Annotated in this window: 21 protein-coding genes; 17 read left to right on the top strand and 4 right to left on the bottom strand. The window is 61.2% G+C overall.

Going from position 1 to position 19603, the window contains the following annotated elements:
• Positions 1–165: 165 nt before the first annotated feature.
• Positions 166–807 carry a YIP1 family protein gene (locus ABR989_RS01510; RefSeq protein ID WP_428125280.1) on the bottom strand — a complete coding sequence of 214 codons (642 nt, stop codon included), beginning with the start codon at positions 805–807 and terminating at the stop codon, positions 166–168.
• A 161-nt stretch (positions 808–968) separates the two neighbouring features.
• Between ABR989_RS01510 and ABR989_RS01505 the strand changes: the two genes are divergently transcribed.
• The gene (locus tag ABR989_RS01505) at positions 969–1277 is read left to right on the top strand and encodes a hypothetical protein (protein ID WP_428125278.1); all 309 of its coding nucleotides are present in this window, start codon (positions 969–971) and stop codon (positions 1275–1277) included.
• Between the two features lie 45 nt (positions 1278–1322).
• Here ABR989_RS01505 and ABR989_RS01500 read toward each other — a convergent pair whose 3' ends face one another.
• Complete coding sequence (locus ABR989_RS01500) at positions 1323–1796, bottom strand: hypothetical protein (protein WP_428125277.1); 474 nt, start codon at positions 1794–1796, stop codon at positions 1323–1325.
• 149 nt (positions 1797–1945) lie between these two features.
• Here ABR989_RS01500 and argS point away from each other — a divergent pair, with 149 nt between their 5' ends.
• The 3 genes from argS to ABR989_RS01485 all read left to right on the top strand — a co-directional run bounded on the left by argS (position 1946) and on the right by ABR989_RS01485 (position 5197).
• Entirely contained in the window at positions 1946–3628 is a 1683-nt protein-coding gene (gene argS / locus ABR989_RS01495; protein ID WP_428125276.1) for an arginine--tRNA ligase, read from the top strand.
• A 7-nt stretch (positions 3629–3635) separates the two neighbouring features.
• On the top strand, positions 3636–4325 hold the full coding sequence (locus ABR989_RS01490; protein WP_428125275.1) for an SPOR domain-containing protein: 690 nt from the start codon (positions 3636–3638) through the stop codon (positions 4323–4325).
• A 131-nt stretch (positions 4326–4456) separates the two neighbouring features.
• Positions 4457–5197, top strand: a complete 741-nt coding sequence (locus ABR989_RS01485; protein ID WP_428125273.1) for a hypothetical protein — start codon at positions 4457–4459, stop codon at positions 5195–5197.
• On the opposite strand, the gene ABR989_RS01480 is transcribed toward ABR989_RS01485, so the two are convergent.
• Positions 5177–5638, bottom strand: a complete 462-nt coding sequence (locus ABR989_RS01480; protein WP_428125272.1) for an Eco29kI family restriction endonuclease — start codon at positions 5636–5638, stop codon at positions 5177–5179. The two genes, ABR989_RS01485 and ABR989_RS01480, sit on opposite strands and share 21 nt — an antisense overlap.
• Positions 5639–5729: 91 nt before the next feature.
• Positions 5730–5861: a hypothetical protein gene (locus tag ABR989_RS01475; RefSeq protein WP_428125271.1), complete on the bottom strand. Its 132-nt coding sequence runs from the start codon at positions 5859–5861 to the stop codon at positions 5730–5732.
• 112 nt (positions 5862–5973) lie between these two features.
• Here ABR989_RS01475 and ABR989_RS01470 point away from each other — a divergent pair, with 112 nt between their 5' ends.
• The 13 genes from ABR989_RS01470 (at position 5974) to ABR989_RS01410 (ending at position 19586) form a co-directional block, all read left to right on the top strand.
• Positions 5974–6177: a hypothetical protein gene (locus tag ABR989_RS01470; protein ID WP_428125269.1), complete on the top strand. Its 204-nt coding sequence runs from the start codon at positions 5974–5976 to the stop codon at positions 6175–6177.
• 231 nt (positions 6178–6408) lie between these two features.
• Entirely contained in the window at positions 6409–7914 is a 1506-nt protein-coding gene (gene trpE, locus ABR989_RS01465) for an anthranilate synthase component I (RefSeq protein ID WP_428125268.1), read from the top strand.
• A 5-nt stretch (positions 7915–7919) separates the two neighbouring features.
• Positions 7920–8528 (top strand): anthranilate synthase component II, encoded by a 609-nt coding sequence (locus tag ABR989_RS01460; protein ID WP_428125267.1) that lies wholly within the window; start codon positions 7920–7922, stop codon positions 8526–8528.
• Positions 8525–9562 carry an anthranilate phosphoribosyltransferase gene (gene trpD, locus ABR989_RS01455; RefSeq protein ID WP_428125266.1) on the top strand — a complete coding sequence of 346 codons (1038 nt, stop codon included), beginning with the start codon at positions 8525–8527 and terminating at the stop codon, positions 9560–9562. Before ABR989_RS01460 ends, trpD begins: the two co-directional genes overlap by 4 nt.
• Positions 9559–10356, top strand: coding sequence for an indole-3-glycerol phosphate synthase TrpC (gene trpC, locus ABR989_RS01450; protein WP_428125265.1), 798 nt, complete (start codon positions 9559–9561; stop codon positions 10354–10356). Before trpD ends, trpC begins: the two co-directional genes overlap by 4 nt.
• A gap of 1 nt (position 10357) precedes the next feature.
• Positions 10358–10966, top strand: a complete 609-nt coding sequence (locus ABR989_RS01445; RefSeq protein ID WP_428125264.1) for a phosphoribosylanthranilate isomerase — start codon at positions 10358–10360, stop codon at positions 10964–10966.
• Entirely contained in the window at positions 10947–12140 is a 1194-nt protein-coding gene (gene trpB, locus ABR989_RS01440; RefSeq protein WP_428125263.1) for a tryptophan synthase subunit beta, read from the top strand. Before ABR989_RS01445 ends, trpB begins: the two co-directional genes overlap by 20 nt.
• Positions 12141–12144: 4 nt before the next feature.
• Positions 12145–12996, top strand: coding sequence for a tryptophan synthase subunit alpha (gene trpA / locus ABR989_RS01435; RefSeq protein ID WP_428125262.1), 852 nt, complete (start codon positions 12145–12147; stop codon positions 12994–12996).
• Entirely contained in the window at positions 12989–13882 is an 894-nt protein-coding gene (gene accD / locus ABR989_RS01430) for an acetyl-CoA carboxylase, carboxyltransferase subunit beta (RefSeq protein ID WP_428125261.1), read from the top strand. Before trpA ends, accD begins: the two co-directional genes overlap by 8 nt.
• Positions 13882–14712 (top strand): hypothetical protein, encoded by an 831-nt coding sequence (locus ABR989_RS01425; RefSeq protein WP_428125259.1) that lies wholly within the window; start codon positions 13882–13884, stop codon positions 14710–14712. The genes accD and ABR989_RS01425 overlap by 1 nt, the downstream gene beginning before the upstream one ends.
• A 289-nt stretch (positions 14713–15001) precedes the next feature.
• The gene (locus tag ABR989_RS01420; protein ID WP_428125258.1) at positions 15002–15250 is read left to right on the top strand and encodes a hypothetical protein; all 249 of its coding nucleotides are present in this window, start codon (positions 15002–15004) and stop codon (positions 15248–15250) included.
• Between the two features lie 453 nt (positions 15251–15703).
• Complete coding sequence (locus ABR989_RS01415) at positions 15704–17014, top strand: bifunctional folylpolyglutamate synthase/dihydrofolate synthase (RefSeq protein WP_428125256.1); 1311 nt, start codon at positions 15704–15706, stop codon at positions 17012–17014.
• Positions 16986–19586, top strand: coding sequence for an LPS-assembly protein LptD (locus ABR989_RS01410; RefSeq protein WP_428125255.1), 2601 nt, complete (start codon positions 16986–16988; stop codon positions 19584–19586). Before ABR989_RS01415 ends, ABR989_RS01410 begins: the two co-directional genes overlap by 29 nt.
• Positions 19587–19603: the final 17 nt, after the last annotated feature.

Below are 19603 nucleotides of genomic sequence, written 5' to 3'. Positions count from 1 at the left end.
TGCGTCCAAGCCACCGAAGCAAACGTCCGCTGATTACCCATCACCGCACCTCCTCATCCGCCACTCAACCAGTTCCTTTGTACACCAATCGATCAACTTATGCAGAGGTTCCCTAGCTGTTCAGTTCACGCATTCTCGGCGAAGGCTTCGAGCGTACGAGTTCGATCAGTGATGCCCCGTCAGGCGGCCGACTACGAAGACGATAAAACCGATTGCGGCTAACGCAATGAGCCCCGGTATCATTGTAGCAGCCAACGCGCGCCACGCCGAGAATCGATGCACCTCGGCGAGACACTTCAGCCAGACAACCATTCCCCATATCCCGAGCACTCCTTCAACGGCCATGACCTTGTAAAACGCGGGATCGATTTGAGGCAACGTTCCCGGCGTCGGAACCGGTATCGGCACGCCCAGCAGGACTGCGATCAGAAAGAAGATCGCACCGGCGATCGCAGGCACCTGCGACCATGCCAGCGCGGCCCGCACCTCGACTCGGCTCGCGCCGCCGCCCAGCAGGCTTCCCGACCATTTTAAAACCGCGCCAGAAATGAACAGAAAGAGAACTCCGAGAGCCGCCTGAATTGCAACGGTGACCGCCACCCATATCGGCCACAAGACCGACAGATTGGCGTTGTTGACAAGCGCCTTTGACCACTGACTCGCCAGCGCGCTGATCCCCGACCCGACGGCCGCAAGCGCGATTACGTTGCGCTTCGGATCGGTATCGACGATGCGCCGAATCGTCGCGCGCGGCGCGGTACATATCGTGAGGAAAGGTGAGATCGATCCGCCAGCCCCGTTCGCCATCGAAGCCCCCGTCCCGGTGCGAATTTCGTCACGCTAGCATCTTGCAACCTCACGCAACAGCATAACGTCCCGCCGCTCGCGCACGATTGACTCTATTTCACGATGCGAATTACCATCGCGCACGGGCTCCATTCGCGCCCAATCGGCAGACCGGAGGAACGATGAAACAGATCAACTCGATAGTTCTCGCTGCGTTGCTTGCGGGCTGCGTGCAGGCTTACGGATGCGTCTTCGTTCAATCGAGTGCGATCTCCGATCGCGCCGGCGCCGGTAACCCAATCAGCTCGAGCGCCAGCGATCTCGGATATCTTCACCTGGTCGCACCGCAAGGGCTCACGCAGACCGCGCTTGCGAACCTGCTCAGCAATTGCGCCAGCGGCAAAGTATCCGGAGTGACCACCGAGCTCAGCATGCGCGATTTTGTTATCGTGCAGTCGTACAACGTGTCGGTCAGCGGCGTCTGCAACTAATCAGTCGTCCCCGCGCCGTGGTCGAATCGTTCCGGTCGGGGCCTGCTAGCGGGTCTTGATGGCGGGCTTTTCTGCCGGTGGGTGGATGTGCTTGCCGCGCACCGGTCGTAGCGCGCGAAGAAAGCTCAGCACGGCTTCAGCTTCCGATCGCACCGCGTCGGGATCGTGCCCGGCCTGCTCCAGCTCCTTCTCAACTTCCGCGATCGTCCTGGCCCAGTCGTTTCTGAACTTGCGATTGAGTTCCTTCCACGCCACTCCCGCCAGCGCGTCGGTCACGTTCGCCGGTGGACGATAAAATCCGCGCGCGAGCAGCACCGCGATCGCCGGATAGCCGACGTAGCCCTGCCAGTACGACGCGTTGTCGTTCGACGCGATCTCGCGCCCGTCCGCCGAGGTCTCTACTTCGTAAGTCTTCGACCCGTCCGACGACGTTACCGTCGCGCGCCGGCTGTCCTCGATTCGCACGCGGCCGTCGCCAATCGCCCCGAGCGCTTCGTACACTTTTATGAGCGGCGGCATTTTCCATTGTGTCGCTGGCATGGCCATGAGCGATAGCCTCTCGCCGTCACGTTCGCATCGCGCCGCCGCGATCGTCAAGCCGCACACCTGCGCCTTAACATCGCGGCGTCTATCTGACACGATTGCTGCACGCATCCACGGCTTCACAGATGAAAGATCTGATCGTCTCCATCCTTCGCGACGCAATCGAACGGGCGCGCGCAGCGGGTCAGTTGGCCACCGGCATTCCTTCGATCGGAATCGAAGCGCCCAGGGACTCTGCCCACGGCGACGTCGCCTCGAACGTCGCGCTGACAATCGCCAAGGCCGAGCGCAAACCACCGCGCGTGATCGCGGAAATTATCAAGTCGCGCGTCGCGCTGCCCGCGGAAGTGAGCGAAGTCTCGGTCGCGGGCCCGGGCTTCATCAATTTCAAGATGTCGCCCGCCTACTGGCATTCCGAGATGCGCCGCGCGGCGAGCGACGGGCGCGCGTTCTGGAAGCCGCGCGCATGGGAGCTGCGTCCGGGAGCCAACGAAAGGAAAAAAGTCCAGGTCGAGTTTCTCTCCGCCAATCCCACCGGCCCCCTCACCGTCGGCCACGGCCGCAACGCCGTGCTCGGTGACACCATCGCGCGCCTTTACGAGGCGGCGGGCTTCGACGTCACGCGCGAATATTATTTCAACGACGGCGGCCGCCAGATGAAGTTGCTTGGCGAATCGGTGCGCGCGCGATATCTCCAGGAGCACGGCATCGACGCGCCGCTGCCCGAGGACGGCTATCAGGGCGAGTATATCTGCGACATCGCGCGCGCTCTGAAAGCGGAGTGGGGCGACGCGCTGGTGTCCGTCACCGATCTCGAGATTTTCCGCGCGGCGGCCGTCAAAGCCATCTTCGCCGACATCAACCAGACCTGCACGCGGCTGGGAATTCGCTTCGACGTCTATACCAACGAACTCGGTCTCATCAACGCCGGCCTGGTTGACGCCGTCCTCAAAGCGTTGCGCGAACGCGGCCTCACCGTCGAAAGGGACGGCGCCATCTGGCTGCGCGCCGAGCCGTTGGGACTTCCCAAGGACGCGGTGCTGATGCGCTCCGGCCCCGACTGGCTGCCCACCTATCGCACGCCCGACATCGCCTATCATATCGAGAAGCTCAAGCGCGGCTTCGATTTGATCGTGGACGTGTTCGGCGCCGATCATATCGCCGAGCATCAGCAGGTGATCGCAGCCGTCAAGGCGCTCGGCTGCGACATCACGCCCATCCGCGCGATTATCTACCAGTTCGTCACGCTCACGCGCGGCGGCGAAAAGGTCAAGATGTCCACGCGCAAGGCGACCTACGTCACGCTCGACGAGCTGATCGACGAGGTCGGCGCCGACGTGGTGCGATTTTTCTTCCTTTTCCGCAAGTCCGACAGCCAGCTCGACTTCGATCTCGAACTCGCCAAAAAGCAGGCGCCCGAGAATCCCGTCTTTTACGTCCAGTATGCGCACGCGCGCCTGGCGAGCATCTTTCGCGAGGGCGCGGCCAAGGGCTTGACGCTCCCCGCGGAGTCGTCGGCCATCGATCTCAATTTGCTCGGCGCTGAGGAACTCGATCTCGCCAAGCGTGTGGTTGGACTCCCCGACGTCATGTCCGCGGCGGCCGAGGCGCTCGAGCCGCATCGGATTCCGTTCTATCTGCTCGAGCTGGCCGGCGAGTTCCATCGCTACTACAACAAGCCCGCGAATCGTATAATCGGGCCGGATCGCGAACTCAGTTTGGCGCGGATGTTCATGGCGGGGATTCTCAAGGATGCGATTGCGGGCGGACTTGAGCTGCTCGGGGTGAGCGCTCCAGAGCGGATGTGAGGGCGGGATGCGATTCGAAATCAGGGCGGGCGGCGCGTTTCTAATTTTACTCGGACTGGTCGGGCTGTCGGGCGCGGTCTTCGCGCTCGGATTGATCGCGGGCTACGAGATGGCCCGGCAGAATCAACCCGACTTGAGTCAAATCTCCTCGACCTACTCGCTGCCGAATCCCCCGGCATCCGGCGAAAAGCCCGCGCCCGTAGCTGAGATGTCATCTGCGGCCGCCGCGTCGCCATCGGTTGCGTCTGTGCCGGCGCTGCCTGCGGTCCCGATCGAACCACCCGCGCCCGCCGTCGGCGAGATACGGCCGGCTGCGCGCACGTCACCTGCCACCGTCGCGCGCTTGAAACCGCGTCCTGAGGCGCCCGCGATCAATCGTCCCGCGCCTGACATCGAAAACGAATCCGACGAAGATTCCGAAACGGCTGCCGCTCCCGCCGCACCGGCCCGCGCCATTGCTCCCGGCGCGAAGCCGTACAACATCCAGATCGAAGCCGTGATGGACAAGAGCGGAGCAGACGAGATGGTCTCGCGGCTGAAGACGCTCGGCTACAACGCGCAGGAGATAAAGGTCGCGCTCAACGGGCAGACTTGGTACCGCGTGCGCATCGGACCCTACGCCAGCGCCGATGAAGCGAATGCGGCGCAGAACAAACTCCGCGAGCAATACCGCCAAGCCTACACGACCTCGCATTGAGGCAGTCGCCGAGAAACGCCAGCGAACTCGGAGTACGCAACTGACGCAATTCGAACAAAAGGCGAAACAGTTGATCCGTGCGGAACAAACAGGCCATTCTGATAGCTGTGAACAAATCTCGAACTTTACCGTTGAAATTTAAGGACGCCGGGCCGAAAAGAGCCAGCGTGATTATCGCCAATCGCCAAGGACCGTCTCTAAACAACCCATCGACTTATGAGCCGATCAGCAGTGTATGGGAAGGGAGCGATGGCGAACTGCTCGAAGCGATGTTCAACTTCTACGCAACCATCCCGCCTGAGCCGATTTTGGATTCGACCTACAATGCCGGGCGATTCTGGAAGGGCTCTAAACGGCGCGTCGTCTCGATGGATATCGACCCACAGCACAAGCCGATGATCGCGGGGGACAATCGCAAAATGACGGGCGTACCTTCTGCGAAATTCGGAACCGTCGTTTACGATCCACCGCACGTCGGACCGCAAGGTCGAGATAAGAGCCGCAAGCGATTCGACGTGGACTTCGGCGCGACGGTGGAGTGCGGCAAAGAGCAGGACTGGAGCCTGAGTTATCTGTATCCGCCATTTCTGAAACAGGCCAAGCGGGTACTAAAACCGAACGGCCTGCTGCTCGCAAAGATCACGGACATGGTGAACAACCACAAATCGAAATGGCCGCACTGCGACTTCATGCGAATGGCTGAAGAGGCTGGATTCACCGTGTGCGATTTGATTGTCAAAGTTCGGAATGGGCCGATGGTTTCGACCAAGTGGAAAGAAGCTCATCACGCAAGAAAGCGTCACTGTTTTTGGATAGTCTGCCGTAATGGCGATGACTGCGAGAGACAGTCATCAGGAATTCTTCGGGAATAACGCATCCCAGCGGCTAACGCGATGCGTTCCAGGACGGCCCACTCCTGGCACTTTGCTCCCAAACCCGCTTTCGTTCCATTCTGGTTGGTAGTGGACCATCAGCGCAAATTCAGCTGCGAACACCCACCATTCGCTCGAAAAGATCAGATAACGACACCTCATATCGGCCAGTGAAATATTTCGCCGGCTCCCGATCTTTGTTACGTGCTCACTGAGCCGACTGCGTAGCGTTCGCTTGCTTTTGGTGGTGCCCTTCGATGCTTTGCCTATGTAAACGAGCTTGTTCTTAAGGTAGAGGGCATAGATTCCACTGGCCTGCGGTCCCGTGCCTTTCGTTAGTGGGAGACGCGGACTTCTCTCCAATTTCTCAACAACTTGCGCGCGAATGCCTCGGTCAAGATCAAACTCGAAGTGGTGTGAATTGTCGGCAGCATCCAGCATAGCGACGAAATGGTAGCCGATAGACAGCCCAAGTCAAACAATGGTCAAAAGGAACGCGAATCAGCACACCTCGGCAGTCGCCCGCCCCTGCTCACGGTCCGATGGTAACTCCCAGCGGTCCGCTCATTCCATTGGTGGAAGTGGCGGCCGTCGATGAGGTGAAATTCGGCTGCCCGATGACGACGCTGGCGTTCATCCCGGTCGTCAGCGGCGGCTCGAACATCAGCACGCGATTGTTGTTGCGAGCTACGAGGAATCGGCGCGTTCACCGCCGCTTTGCCTTCTTGCTCGGGCAGGAATGCGCGTAGTATTACGCGAGCGGGAGGCATCCGCAAATGGCAAAGCTCATCATCGTTCATGAGTCGCCAAGAGGCCGACAGATTCTTATAAATTCCGAGCAAATCGAATACGCGCACATCATGCAACTTCAAAGCGGAAGCGCAGGGGTTACCGAGGTCAGAATGACGAACGATCATATTCATCATTTGCAGGAGAGCCTGGAGGACCTGATCGGCCTTTGCCGAGGCCAAGAGGAATAGCCGCCCCCTGCATTGACAATTGCCCGTTTCGCGTGGATCATTGATGCAACGATGAATATCATGAGCCGGAAAGTTTGTGCGGGATGGTGGCGTTGGCACGTCGATGCACCCGCCTGCGCGCCGACTTTATAATTCATCGCAAAACCGATTTCTTGAAGGGCCGCGGGCGAAAAACCTGCGGCCCTTTTCTTTTTTTCGGCTTTGGAATCGGACCTAAGAGAGGGAAACGAGATGTTGCAACCGAGTGAACTCGAATTCGAACAACTGGCGGCCAAGGGATTCAACCTCATCCCGGTCTTCGAGGAAATCGCCGCCGACCTCGAGACTCCCGTCTCCGCCTTCCTGAAGGTCGCGCGCGACGATTACGCCTTTCTGCTCGAAAGCGTCCGCGGCGGCGAGAAATGGGGACGCTACACTTTTCTCGGTTCCGAGCCGTCGGTCGTGATGCGTGCGCGCAAAAACCGTATGGACATCATCCGGCCCGGCCGCGGCGTCGAAGTGCGCTCGGTGGCCAACTCGTTCGAAGAGTTGCGCGCCGAGGTCAAGCGCTGGCGCGCCCCCGAGCTGGCGAACCTGCCGCGCTTCTTCGGCGGCGCGGTGGGATTTCTCGCTTACGATATCGTGCGATGCTTCGAGAAGATTCCCGAGACCACGCACGACGATCTCGGCACCCCCGATTTCCATTTGATGTTCACCGACACGGTGCTGTGCTTCGACAACATGCGCCAGACGCTCAAAATAATCGCCAACGTGCCGGTCGAGGAGTTCGCCTCGACAAAAATGGCGTATCAAAGCGCGCGCGTGAAGATCGACGAGATAATCGAGCGCCTCAAACGTCCCGCCGTGCCGCCGTTCCTCGAGGGTGCAAGCAGCGTCGCCGTCAACGACGCGTCCATCACCTCGAACCAGACGCGCGAAGGCTATATGGCGATGGTTTCTGCGGCCAAGGAATATATCGCGGCCGGCGACGTTATCCAGGTCGTTCCGTCGCAGCGCTTCGAGGCGCCCCTGACCGTGCATCCGTTCAACATCTACCGCAGCCTGCGCACGATTAACCCGTCGCCCTACATGTTCTACCTGCGCCTGGGCGACCACACGCTGGTCGGCGCCTCACCGGAAGTGATGGTCCGGGTCGAGGGTCGCGAGATTACGCTGCGGCCGATCGCGGGAACGCGCCGGCGCGGTGCGACGGAAGCCGAGGACCGGGAACTCGAAGCCGAGTTGCTCGCCGATCCCAAGGAACGCGCCGAGCACGTGATGCTGGTCGATCTCGGCCGCAACGACGTCGGCCGGGTCTCCGAAATCGGCTCGGTGAAAGTGACGGAGCTGATGGTGGTCGAACGCTATTCGCACGTGATGCATATAGTGTCGAACGTCACCGGCGTGCTGCGCGAGGGATGCGACGCATTCGACGCATTCGCGGCGACCTTTCCGCAGGGAACAGTCTCCGGCGCCCCGAAAATCCGCGCCATGGAAATTATCGACGAGCTCGAGACCGTGCGTCGCGGCGTGTACGCCGGCGCGGTCGGCTATTTCAGCTACACCGGCAACACCGACACCGCGATCGCGCTGCGCACGCTGCTGATCAAGAACAACCGCGTTTACATTCAGGCCGGCGGCGGCGTCGTCGCCGATTCGGACCCCGGCGCGGAATTCGAGGAATCGGTAAACAAGGCTCGCGCGATGGTGCGGGCGCTTCAGGCCGCGCGCGATTTTGAAAACGCGGCGAAGAGGTAGGTTGTATGGCGCGCAATGAAAAAGTTCGAGTCCTGATGATCGACAACTACGACTCGTTTACCTACAACCTCGTGCAGTACCTCGGCGAACTTGGCGCCGGCGTCACGGTCAAGCGCAACGATGCGATCGACGTCGCCGGCATTCGCGCGCTCCATCCCGCCGCAGTCGTCATCTCGCCCGGCCCGTGCACTCCCGCCCAGGCCGGAATCTCGCTGAAGCTGCTGCGCGAGATGGCGGGTGAAGTTCCGATTCTCGGCGTGTGCCTGGGCCTGCAATGTATCGGCGAGGCGTTCGGCGGAAAGGTCGTGCGCGCGGCTCGCCTGATGCACGGCAAGACCTCGCCGGTGATTCACGACGGCAAAACGATTTTCGCGGGAATCCCCAGCCCGTTCGAAGCGATGCGCTATCATTCGCTGCTGGTCGATGCGGCGTCGATTCCGTCGGCGCTGGAAGTCAGCGCCCGCACGGCGGAAAACGAAATCATGGGGCTTCGCCACAGACAGCACGCCATCGAAGGCGTGCAGTTTCATCCCGAATCGATTCTGACCTTCGAAGGCAAGCATCTGCTGAAAAACTTTCTCGACCGGATCGATCAGGACGGAAACTCGCGATGAGCGGACTCCACGACGCAATCCAGGCGCTCATCGACGGGCGCTCGCTCACCGGCGCCGAGGCCCAACTCGCGATCGGCGAGATTCTGGACGGCGGCGCGCACGACGCCGTCGTCGGCGCGTTCCTGGTGGCGCTGAAAATCAAGGGCGCCGAGGCCGATGAGCTGGCAGGCGCGGTGCGTGCGATGCTCGAGCGGGCGCGTCTGCTCAATCTTCGCGCCGGCGACGTGCTCGACACGTGCGGCACCGGTGGCGATGGCGCCGGCACCTTCAACATCTCGACCGGCGCCGCGTTGATCGCCGCGGCGGCGGGCGTGCCGGTCGCCAAGCATGGCAATCGGGCGGTCAGCGGCACGGTCGGCACGGCGGACGTGCTCGAGGCGATGGGCGTGAAGATCGATTGCGATCCGGATGGGCTGAAACGATGCCTGGAGATGGCGGGATGCTGCCACATTTTCGCTCCGGCGTATCATCCCGCGTTCAAGCAGATTGCGCCGCTCAGACGCGCGCTGCGGATTCGCACCATCTTCAATCTGATGGGCGCGATCGGCAATCCTGCGCGTCCGCACTTCCATCTCTTGGGCGTCGCCGAGGACAGCCTGATCAGACCGATCTCGCACGCGCTCAAGGCGCTCGGAACCCGGCGCGCGATGGTCGTGCATGGCGACAATGGAGTCGATGAAATCGCGCTCGACGGTCCGACCCACGTTACGGAACTCCGCAACGGCGAGTTGACGGAATATGAAATCACGCCGGAGAGCCTGGGCGTGCGCCGCGGCGACCATCGCGCGCTGATGATCAAGAATCTCGACGATGCCGTGCGAGTTCTCCGCGGCGCGCTTGATGGCGGCGCGGGCCCGGCGCAAGATGTGCTCGCGCTGAACGGGGGCGCCGCAATTTACGTCGGCGGCAGGGCCGCGTCGCTGAAAGAAGGCGTTGATGCAGCGCGCGAAATTATCGGCTCGAGCCGCGCCCTGGAAGTCCTCGACAAGATGCGGCGCGCCAGCAACGGAGAAATCCTGAAAGAAGTTCAATGACCTCGATCCTCGACAATATCTACGCCGCCAAACGCATCGAAGTGCGCGCTCGACGGGCAATCGTGTCGCCGATGGCAATCGTCGCCGAGGCGGGGCGCGCGCCCAAGCCGCGCGATTTCGTCGCAGCGTTGCGCGCCCGGCGTCCGGCGATAATCGCGGAGATAAAGCGCGCGTCGCCCAGCAAGGGCGACATCATGCCGGGACTCGATCCAGCCAATGTCGCTCGCGAGTATGTCAGCGGCGGAGCGGCTGCGATCTCCGTTCTGACCGACGTCCATTTCAAGGGCTCGCTCGACGATCTGCGCGCCGTCCGCGCCGCGGTGGATGTTCCACTGTTGCGCAAAGACTTCATCTTCGAGCCGTACCAGGTCTATGAGGCACGCGCGGCCGGCGCGGATTGCATTCTGCTGATCGCCGCGATGCTTAAAGAGGGGGAGCTGCGATCGATCGCGGCGCTCGCGCGTGAGCTTGGGATGGCGACGCTGGTCGAGTCGCACGACCCCGGCGAGTTCGCGCTCGCCGGGAAAATCGGCTCGGGGCTGGTAGGCATCAACAACCGCGACCTGCATACTTTTGTGACCGATATCACGGTGACCGAGCGCCTGCTGGCGGGCTACAGCGGCGACGAGGTGATCGTGACCGAGAGTGGAATCGATTCGGCCGGCGATATTCGGCGGCTCGACGCGGCGGGTGCGTGCGCGTTTCTGATCGGCGAGAGCCTGCTGAGGGGCGCTACGCCGGGTGCGAAACTCGGTGAGCTGATGAACGCGTTCGGGGGCGCGCCGCACAAGTAGGATGACAGTTCGCGTCAAAATCTGTGGTGTAACGCGCATCGAAGACGCGCACGCGGCAATTGCCGCCGGCGCCGATATGATCGGTCTCAATTTCTACGCGAAAAGTCCGCGTTACGTCGAGGTCGATCGAGCCAGAGAGATTCGCGCGGCGATCGGCTCCCGCGCCGCGGTGATCGGAGTGTTCGTTAACGCCGAGCGCGCCTACATCGATGACCGATTGCGCGCCGTGTCGCTCGACATGATCCAATTCTCCGGCGACGAGGATGACGCGGCGCTCGCAGGTTGGCCGGTTCCGTCGATTGTCACAAACCGTCTTCAGCCGGGCGAAATGTTGAGCGTGACGCCGCGCCGTGCGGACTACGTGCTGTTCGACGCCTTCGACGCGAGACTCCGCGGCGGCTCTGGAAGCCGTATTGCACTGGATCAGCTGCGCGGGCTCGACTTGAGCCGCGCGTTTGTCGCCGGCGGATTGAATCCCGACAACGTTGGCGAGGTGGCCGCGCTCGAACCTTACGCGGTCGATTGCGCAAGCGGCGTCGAATCGTCGCCGGGCGTAAAAGAGCACGAAAAACTGAGGAGCTTCGTAAAAAATGCAAAACGTTCCCGATAGCCGCGGTCATTTCGGCCAGTTCGGCGGAAAGTACGTTGCGGAAACCCTGATGCCGTCGCTGTTCGAGCTCGAGAGCGCCTACAAGCAAGCACGCCGCGATCCAAAATTCCGCGACGAGCTCGAGCAGCGCTCGCGGGAGTTCGTAGGACGCCCGACGCCGCTTTACCTGTGCGAGAATCTCACGGCACGGCTTGGCGGCGCGAAAATTTATTTGAAGCGCGAGGACCTCTGCCATACCGGCGCGCACAAGGTGAACAACACTCTTGGACAGGCGCTGCTGGCGGTGCGCATGAACAAGTCGCGCATCACGGCCGAGACCGGCGCGGGACAGCATGGCGTCGCCACGGCCACGATGGCGGCGCTGTTTCGCCGCGAATGCGAAGTCTTCATGGGTTCGGTGGACGTCGAGCGTCAATCGCTGAACGTCTTTCGGATGAAACTGCTCGGCGCGAAGGTCACTCCCGTCGAGGGCGGCAGCAAGAGCCTGAAGGACGCGATGAACGAGGCGCTGCGCGATTGGATCGCGACCGTGCGCAACACTTACTATCTGATCGGCACCACCGCGGGACCGCATCCGTACCCGATGATCGTGCGCGACTTCCAGTCGGTCATCGGGCGTGAAGCGCGCCGCCAGGTTCTCAAGCACGAAGGGCGCCTCCCCGATGTACTGGTCGCGTGCGTCAACGGCGGCTCGAATGCGATTGGACTTTTCTATCCGTTCATCAAAGACACGAGCGTGCGGATGATCGGCGTCGAGGCTGCCGGTCTCGGCATCAGCGGACCGCATCATGCGGCCACGATCACGACGGGCAGTGTCGGCGTACTGCACGGCAACAAGACCTACCTGCTGCAGGACGAGCTTGGGCAGATTCGCGAGACGCATTCGATCGCCGCCGGGCTGGACTATCCGGGCGTCGGCCCCGAGCATTCGTGGCTGAAGGATGTGGGCCGCGCCGAATACACCTCGGTTACCGACGCCGAGGCGCTCGACGCCTTGAAGACGCTGTCGGAGACCGAGGGAATCATTCCGGCGCTCGAGAGCGCTCATGCGGTGGCGCACGCAATCAAGCTGGCGCCGCAACTGCCGAAGGAGCAAATCATGATCGTGAATCTGTCGGGGCGCGGCGACAAGGACATGCAAACAGTCGCCCGGGCGCTCGGCGTGACGGTGTAGGACGATGGCATCGGCGGGCAGAATCAAACGCAAATTTCGCGAGCTGCGCGCGCGCGGCGAGGCGGCATTAATCCCGTTCATCGTTGCCGGCGATCCCGATATGGATACCACGCGGAGGCTGGTGCTCGAACTCGAGGCTCGCGGCGCCGACTTGATCGAGCTGGGCGTGCCGTTTTCCGATCCGATGGCCGACGGACCTGCCAATCAGCGCGCGCTGGCGCGCGGACTCGGCGCGGGCGCGTCGTTGGCGGCGATTCTCTCGATGGTGAGCGAGCTTCGCGCGCAGACGCAGATTCCGATTATCCTGTTCGGGTACTTCAACCCGATCTTTCACTACGGATGCGAGCGGTTGTGCGCGGACGCGGCGCGGGCGGGTATCGACGGGATACTGACGGTCGATCTGCCGCCCGAGGAAGCCGGTGAGCTCAAGCGGCCCGCGCACGCCAACGGTCTCGACATCATCTATCTGCTCGCGCCGACGACGCCGATCGACAGAAGTCGCGCGATCGCGCGCTCCGCCAGCGGCTTTCTCTATTATGTATCGGTGACGGGAGTGACCGGCGCGCGCGCGCATCTCGACGCGGAACTGGGCGAGCACATGCGCGAGCTTCGAAGCGTCACCGATCTGCCAATCGGAGTCGGCTTCGGCATCTCGACGCCCGAGCAGGCTGCCGAGGTCGCAACGATGGCGGATGCGGTCGTCGTCGGCAGTGCGATTTCCCTGTTGATCGAGGCGTACGCCAAATCCGGCGACGCGGCGGCGGCGGTGGGCGGACTGGTCGGCGCAATGAAAGATGCGATGAACTCGGCGCGCCGAGGCGAGCGGCCGCCCGGATTGGGGAATTCAGATGGCTGAACGCGAACCGACGACCGGCGCTGCGCCGGCGCCTTCCGACGACATCTGGACGAAGTGCCCGTCGTGCAAGGAGATGGCGTTCCGCAAAGAAGTGGAACGCAATCTGAACGTGTGCCCCAAGTGCGGATATCATTTCCGCGTCACAGTCGCGCAGCGGCTTTCGCTCGGCGTCGATCGCGGGACGTGGCGCGAGCTGATGGCCGAGATGGCGATTGGCGATCCGCTCGGCTTCGTCGATTCCAAGCCGTACCCGGCGCGGCTGGAACAGGCGCGGGCGAGCAGCGGCCGCAACGACGCGGTGGTGGTTGGAATCGGCAAAATTGAGAATCAGCCGGTGGCGATCGGCGTGATGGATTTTGAATTCATGGGCGGCAGCATGGGCGTGGTGGTGGGCGAGAAGCTGGCGCGCCTGTTCGACATCGCGCGCGAGCGCAAGATTCCGGTGATCGTGTTCGTTGCGTCGGGGGGCGCGCGGATGCAGGAAGGCGCGCTTTCACTGATGCAGATGGCGAAGGTATCCGCCGCGATCGCGCGATTTCGCGACGCGCGGCTGCCCTATATTTCCGTGCTGTGCGATCCGACCACCGGCGGCGTCGCCGCATCGTTTGCGATGCTCGGCGATTTGAATATCTCGGAGCCCGGAGCGCTGATCGGTTTTGCGGGCCGGCGGGTGACAGAACAGACCAGCAATCAGCAGCTTCCCGACGATTTCCAGCGCGCGGAGTTTTTGCTGGCACACGGGATGATCGACGCGATCGTCCCGCGGCATCAGATGCGCTTCACGCTGGCGCGGATTCTAACGATGCTGACGAGGCCGCGCGGCAATCGCGGCGCGGGTCCGGTCGCGTCGAAGGGCAAGGGCAAGCGCTCCGGGGAAGTGTCCTGATGCCGGGATTGGCCGACTCACCTCTAAGGGAATGCTGGAACAAGCTGCGTCGCGCCGAAGAACATGCGCAGGCGCTTGACACGGAGATCGCGCAATTCCTGGATTCGCAGCCCTACAGTGTTGTTCGAGAATTCGATGCGAACCAGTGCAAGTATTTGTTCCGGCTGAAGGTTCTTAAGACGATTCCGCAAGAGCGGTTGGCATGCATCATCGGCGACTGTATTCACAACGCCAGAAGTGCCCTCGATTACATCGCGTGGCGATTGGCTGGCAGCGATCTCGATGACAGACAAACGCTCTGGCCCGTCTTTTTGGAACCCGCCGGGTTCGAGAAGAGAGGGCTGCCTAGACTCACTAGGATGCATCCCGATGCGGTCGCAGAAATCAGAAGGCTGCAACCGTACAATCGAGGATACGGAGAACCTAGTGCCCTCTGGACACTTCACGATCTTGACGCGAGAGACAAACACAAGTTGCTCACGATGACGCAGACCGTAGCCAAAAATGCCGAAATCAACATCCTCCATCCGATCAATAGCAGGCCTTATCCGATCCGGTTTTCGCAGGGCACCTTTGAGGACGATGTAATACTCGCCGAAGTCGATATTCCCGCTGGCGTCGTTAATCCAAAGGTGGAAGTGCGGAGCAACTATATCTTTGACATATCGTTCCAGCAGGGAATCATCACTTTGAATGGCGAGTACGCCGTTAGACCTGCACTTGGCCAAATCCTCGAAACAGTCAAGCGGATACTCCTCAGATTCGAGAACCTGATCGCCGCGAATCCTTCTTGGATTTCCAACCGCTCGGCCTGTCGGGGTAAATCATAGCGCACCCTTCGGCTTCGCTCAGGGCAGGCTCTCTCCTCGGACAAGGAGGGGTTGGGATCCGGGGTCCCTCGGCTTCGCTCGGGATGACACAAAGAAAATGCGCGCGCGGGCCTTGGTGCTGTGATCGCAGAACCCTCACCTACCGGCGGCTTGGCGGCCGGCCGCCTCTCCCGTAAAGTACGCCGATTGGGTCGTGTCCTAATTTGACGTTGCGAATGACGCGCGCTCGCGCGGTTGGCGTCACGGATGGGCTATGGTCAATGGTTGAGCTACGTAATGAGGCAGGCATATGAAGAGAGACTTCGCGCTTAGAATTGATTCCCTCCTGGGCGGGGTTCGGTTGAACCTTGACGCCATTGTCGAGTACATGCGGCGTCATGTTCCGAAGGACGATTTATCGGAGGAAGAATTCAAGAAGTATGTCCATTTTATTGGCATGAGCATGTACGGCACGATCGAGTTTTCGACCGAACTTTATCGGCTGTTTCCCGACATTACGCCTGATGAGTTGAAGGGCGAACGACCCAAGTCAAATTAGGGCGCTACCGGCGAGTGTAACGGGCGAGGTAAGAATCGGACGCGGCCGCTCCCGAGGGGGAGCTTTGCATAACCTCCGCGCGCGCGTTCAAATCCGCTTCCGCCGCCCCGCAGAGGCAGAATCCTGAATCGCGCGCCCGTGGGCACGGGTAGCCAGTGTTAACAGGGGGAAACAGGGCGCGCGCTGGATAAGGACTTTTCACTCCCCTTCATTCCTCTCCTTGACAGGGAGAGGAAAAATAAAGCCTCGATCATGTTACGCAAGGTTCCCAAGAGGGGAGGCATCTTGGAAAATGGACCCTCACCCGCGCCGGAGGCGCGGCCTCTCCCTGTCAGGGAGAGGCGTAGGAAAAAGATCCGGGGTCCCTCGGCTTCGCTCGGGATGACACAAAAAGGGGACTGCGGGCGGAATCTTCCGCCGGCGAGTGACAGCCGGTAAACTGCGGGGCTGGAAATGGACCAGCTTAGCAAGACTATCGACTGGCTGTATTCGCTGGAGTCGCGCGGCGAGATCTACAAGCTCGAACGCATGGACGCCGCGCTCGAACTGATCGGCAATCCGCATCGGCGAATTCGCGCCGTACATATCGCGGGCACCAAGGGCAAAGGTTCCGTGGCCGCGATGCTCGACAGTTGCCTCCGCGCGGCCGGCTACCGCACGGGACTCTACACCAAGCCGCATCTGGTAAACCTGGCGGAGCGGACGCGAATCTCGGGCGCTGAAATTCCGGCGGCGCAGATGCTCGACTATATCGAGCGGCTGCGCGCGATTTACGATCGCGCGGGCCTGGCGCTCACGTTTTTCGAGTTCACGGTTGCGATGATGTTCCTGTACTTCGCCGAGGCGGGCGTTGATATCGCAGTGGTCGAGACGGGACTCGGCGGGCGGCTCGATTCGACCAACGTGGTGACGCCGATTTTGAGCGTGATCACGCCGATCGGTTTCGATCACATGGAATATCTCGGCTACACGATCGCGGCGATCGCGGGTGAGAAGGGCGGGATAATCAAAAACGATGTCCCGGTCGTGATTGGCGCGCGCGACCCCGATGCGCGGCTGGTGCTGACTTCGCTTGCGGCGCAGCGCCGAAGCGCCGTGCGTTTGATCGATCGCGACTTCTCGTACCGATCGCACGCCCCGGCGCATCGATTGGACTACCACGGCCTGGGCTTAAAAATCAGCGATCTCGAGATTGGACTCGCGGGTCCGTTTCAGCATGAGAACGCCGCGATTGCGGTGGCGTCGCTCGAGGCGCTCCGGGCCCAGGGCTGGCGAATAGACGAGGACGCCATCCGGCGAGGCATCCGGGAAATATGCTGGCCGGGGCGCTTCGACGTCGTATCGAAGCGGCCGCTCGTTATCCTTGATTGCGCGCACAACGAGATGAGTATCGCGGCATTGCTCGAGACGATGAGCATCGAGCTCGGTCCGGGCGTGAAACCGCGCCTGATATTCGGCTGCCAGTCCGCCAAGGAATGGGGCGCGATGGCCGCGATGCTGGGTCCGCGCGTGCGCGACGTCACCCTGACGCGGGCCAAGCCCAAAAGCCCGCTCGAACCGGAGGAACTGGTGGCGCATTTCGCGGCGCATTGTCCCGCTTGCGTCGAGCGCAATCCGATCCGCGCGATCGAGCGAGTGATTTCTGAAATGGCGCCCGATGACGTGGCGCTGGTCACGGGATCGGTGTATCTTATCGGCGAAGTTTACCCGCACTTTCTGACCCGCGAGGGCCGAATTGGGTTGTTCCCTGAAGCCGGCGCTTAAAAGAATTGCGATTGCGGTTTTGCTGGTGTGGGCAGCGATGCTCTTGCCGGCTGCCGTCAACGCGGACGCGCCGGCCGCTCCCCAGCCCGCCCAGCCCGCCAGAGCGAAGAAGGGGTTTGCAGTTCCCGCCCCGGTCCGCGCCGAACATGGAGTAGAACCGATCAACGTGACCGGCCAGGAAACGATCTACGACTCCAAGACCGACATCTTCGTGGTAAAGGGCGACGCCGTCATGAGCCAGGGCGGCAGCGTGCTGAAGGCCGACGAGATCGACATAATGCGCCGTGAGCGTCAGGCCCGCGCGATCGGCCATGTCCATTTGATCGACCCGGAAATCGAAATGTGGGCGACCGACGGGACGATCGACATTGCCAATGAGACGATGGTGCTTAACAACGCCAAGGTGTTGGCGAAAAAAGATATTTACCATCTTGAAGGCAAGCAGATCGTAAAGCTCGAGGGGCAGAGCTACGAGGTGAAGGATGGATTCTTTACGACCTGCGGATGCGAGAAGGGCACGCCCGACTGGTCGATAAGCGCGGATCAGATGGTAGTGAACATGGGACACACCGGCATCGCCAAGAACGCCACCTTCGACGTGGCCGGCTACCCGATATTGAAGACGCCGTACTTTATCTTTCCGGCCGATAGTTCGCGGCACAGCGGCCTTCTGATGGGGCGAGAGGGTAAGTCGGGACTGCGCGGATTTCAGTGGCTTCAGCCGTATTATATCGCGATTAGTAAAAGTTCCGACGCGACGGTGGCGCTCGACCTCGAGACCTCGCAGCGAATCGGCGGCCTGGCCGAGTATCGGTTGGTTAATGGGAAGGACGATTATTTCTGGGTGGACGGCGCGTTCTACAACGAGTCGCTCCGGTCGGATGCGAATCGTGCGGGCGACATCGACGACGCTCAGATCGCCGATCCGCATATCCCACTGGACCGCTACGGGATTATCGGGATGACGCGGGAGCATCTCACAGACGATCTGATGGCATACGGCAACACAATTTCCGTCAGCGACAGCCTGTACCTGCGAGAGATGGATGTGTGGACGTTGTCGCACGGCTTTGGCAAAGACTTCAGCACGATGCGAAATGCGCCGTCGGATTTCGGGTTGCTCGATCAATTCGAAGACGGGTACGCGCGGCTGGGAGGGAGCTGGAATCAGGATCTGATTCAGCCGCAACAATTCGCGTTGCAGCGGCTGCCCGATCTGACGGTGAGCGGGCGCCAGGAACTATTCAGCAACCTTATGTTCTCGGATTACGATGCGGAGGCGGTCAACTTCTACCGGGACCAAGGGATCGATGGGCTGCGCCTGGACGCCAATCCTCGCGTTACGCTGCCGTGGCGATGGGGCGACTACGTCTATGGTTACGGGGAAGTGGGTTCCCAAGCCGCGTTCTATGACACCGCCGGAAACAACATGCAGATCATTCCAGTGGGAACCGCACCCAAGTATCCCCATCCCACTTGCGCTAACGGTGGCGGTGTTGAGCTGATTTTTAATAATTGTGTTGCGCTGAGCCCTTTCAGCGCCGCAGGAACAAGCGCGCGAATCGTCCCATATGCAACAGCCGGAATCTCGACGGTCCTTGATCGCGTTTACGACTTCGAATGGAGGTCGGTCGAGAAGCTCAAAAATACGATCGAACCGTTTGCCAACTATTACTATGTGCCGAACATCTACCAGGGCAATATGCCCTTGTTCGATTCGTTCGATCGTCTGAACTCGCGCAGCCTCTTCAGTTATGGGGTCACCACGCGCCTGTTCGCCAAGGCCAGGGGAGTGCTTCCGGAGGAGACGACAACCGACGCGACTCCGACCGAGGAATTATCCGATGCCGATTCGGCCGCTGGGCCGCTGCGCGAAGAACCCATCGGCCCGGATTCGTTGGTGCCGCACGCCGGAAATATCGTCCGAGACGGCGAGCATTCCTCGCAGATTGGCTCGTTGACGATACAGCAGGCTTACGACATTGGGCACCAAGTGGCCGATGGGTCGGGCATGTCGGACGTCGAGGCGCTGCTGCACATCTACGCGAGCCAGGTTGCAACGTTCAGTTCGCAGGTCGACTACAGTCCGCGAGCCCATTCCGGGGTCACGCTTGCCGATGCGGCGGTGACTTATCAGCCGCCGTGGTCGACCGCCGGGTCGAAAATCTATATGGGCAAGGCGCTGCAAGGCTCGTTCCTCGAGTTGGGATACAACTACGCCAATCGGCGCGACACGGTCATCCCCGGGACGAACAAGAACGCCGCGGAGTTCATATCGGGCGCCGCGTACACAGAGTTATTCGATTTCATGGGCGTTTACTTTGCGCCCAACTACGATATCGCGTCGAATCAAATGCTGTATACCGAATATGGCGTGCGGCTGAAATCGCCGTGCGATTGCTGGGCGGTGGACCTCGGAATCACCAATTCGTACAATCCCAATGAGCTACAGTTCCAGTTCCAGTTGACGCTTGGCGGTTTGGGCTCGTATGGGCAAAAGCCATTTGGAACCAATCCGTTTCAGCAGCTGGGCCTGGTTGGCTCGCCGACCGGAGTTCTGCCAAATTATTGAGACCGCGCGCGCCCGGC

It is taken from the genome of Binatus soli (SeqCode), assembly GCF_050015535.1.
Classification (GTDB): domain Bacteria; phylum Desulfobacterota; class Binatia; order Binatales; family Binataceae; genus Binatus; species Binatus soli.
The sequence above is the reverse complement of the archived record's forward strand: the minus strand, read 5'-3'. Positions and strand labels throughout refer to the sequence as shown.

Bases quoted from the DNA above. Each gene is read 5' to 3' on its own strand.
- ABR989_RS01420 (WP_428125258.1), top strand. From the start codon at position 15,002: ATGAAGAGAGACTTCGCGCTTAGAATTGATTCCCTCCTGGGCGGGGTT.
- trpA (WP_428125262.1), top strand. From the start codon at position 12,145: ATGGCATCGGCGGGCAGAATCAAACGCAAATTTCGCGAGCTGCGCGCG.
- accD (WP_428125261.1), top strand. From the start codon at position 12,989: ATGGCTGAACGCGAACCGACGACCGGCGCTGCGCCGGCGCCTTCCGAC.
- trpD (WP_428125266.1), top strand. From the start codon at position 8,525: ATGAGCGGACTCCACGACGCAATCCAGGCGCTCATCGACGGGCGCTCG.
- ABR989_RS01475 (WP_428125271.1), bottom strand. From the start codon at position 5,861: ATGTTCGAGCCGCCGCTGACGACCGGGATGAACGCCAGCGTCGTCATC.
- trpC (WP_428125265.1), top strand. From the start codon at position 9,559: ATGACCTCGATCCTCGACAATATCTACGCCGCCAAACGCATCGAAGTG.
- ABR989_RS01460 (WP_428125267.1), top strand. From the start codon at position 7,920: ATGGCGCGCAATGAAAAAGTTCGAGTCCTGATGATCGACAACTACGAC.
- ABR989_RS01470 (WP_428125269.1), top strand. From the start codon at position 5,974: ATGGCAAAGCTCATCATCGTTCATGAGTCGCCAAGAGGCCGACAGATT.
- ABR989_RS01425 (WP_428125259.1), top strand. From the start codon at position 13,882: ATGCCGGGATTGGCCGACTCACCTCTAAGGGAATGCTGGAACAAGCTG.
- ABR989_RS01480 (WP_428125272.1), bottom strand. From the start codon at position 5,638: ATGCTGGATGCTGCCGACAATTCACACCACTTCGAGTTTGATCTTGAC.
- ABR989_RS01445 (WP_428125264.1), top strand. From the start codon at position 10,358: ATGACAGTTCGCGTCAAAATCTGTGGTGTAACGCGCATCGAAGACGCG.
- ABR989_RS01500 (WP_428125277.1), bottom strand. From the start codon at position 1,796: ATGCCGCCGCTCATAAAAGTGTACGAAGCGCTCGGGGCGATTGGCGAC.
- ABR989_RS01510 (WP_428125280.1), bottom strand. From the start codon at position 807: ATGGCGAACGGGGCTGGCGGATCGATCTCACCTTTCCTCACGATATGT.
- argS (WP_428125276.1), top strand. From the start codon at position 1,946: ATGAAAGATCTGATCGTCTCCATCCTTCGCGACGCAATCGAACGGGCG.
- trpB (WP_428125263.1), top strand. From the start codon at position 10,947: ATGCAAAACGTTCCCGATAGCCGCGGTCATTTCGGCCAGTTCGGCGGA.
- ABR989_RS01490 (WP_428125275.1), top strand. From the start codon at position 3,636: ATGCGATTCGAAATCAGGGCGGGCGGCGCGTTTCTAATTTTACTCGGA.
- ABR989_RS01505 (WP_428125278.1), top strand. From the start codon at position 969: ATGAAACAGATCAACTCGATAGTTCTCGCTGCGTTGCTTGCGGGCTGC.
- trpE (WP_428125268.1), top strand. From the start codon at position 6,409: ATGTTGCAACCGAGTGAACTCGAATTCGAACAACTGGCGGCCAAGGGA.
- ABR989_RS01415 (WP_428125256.1), top strand. From the start codon at position 15,704: ATGGACCAGCTTAGCAAGACTATCGACTGGCTGTATTCGCTGGAGTCG.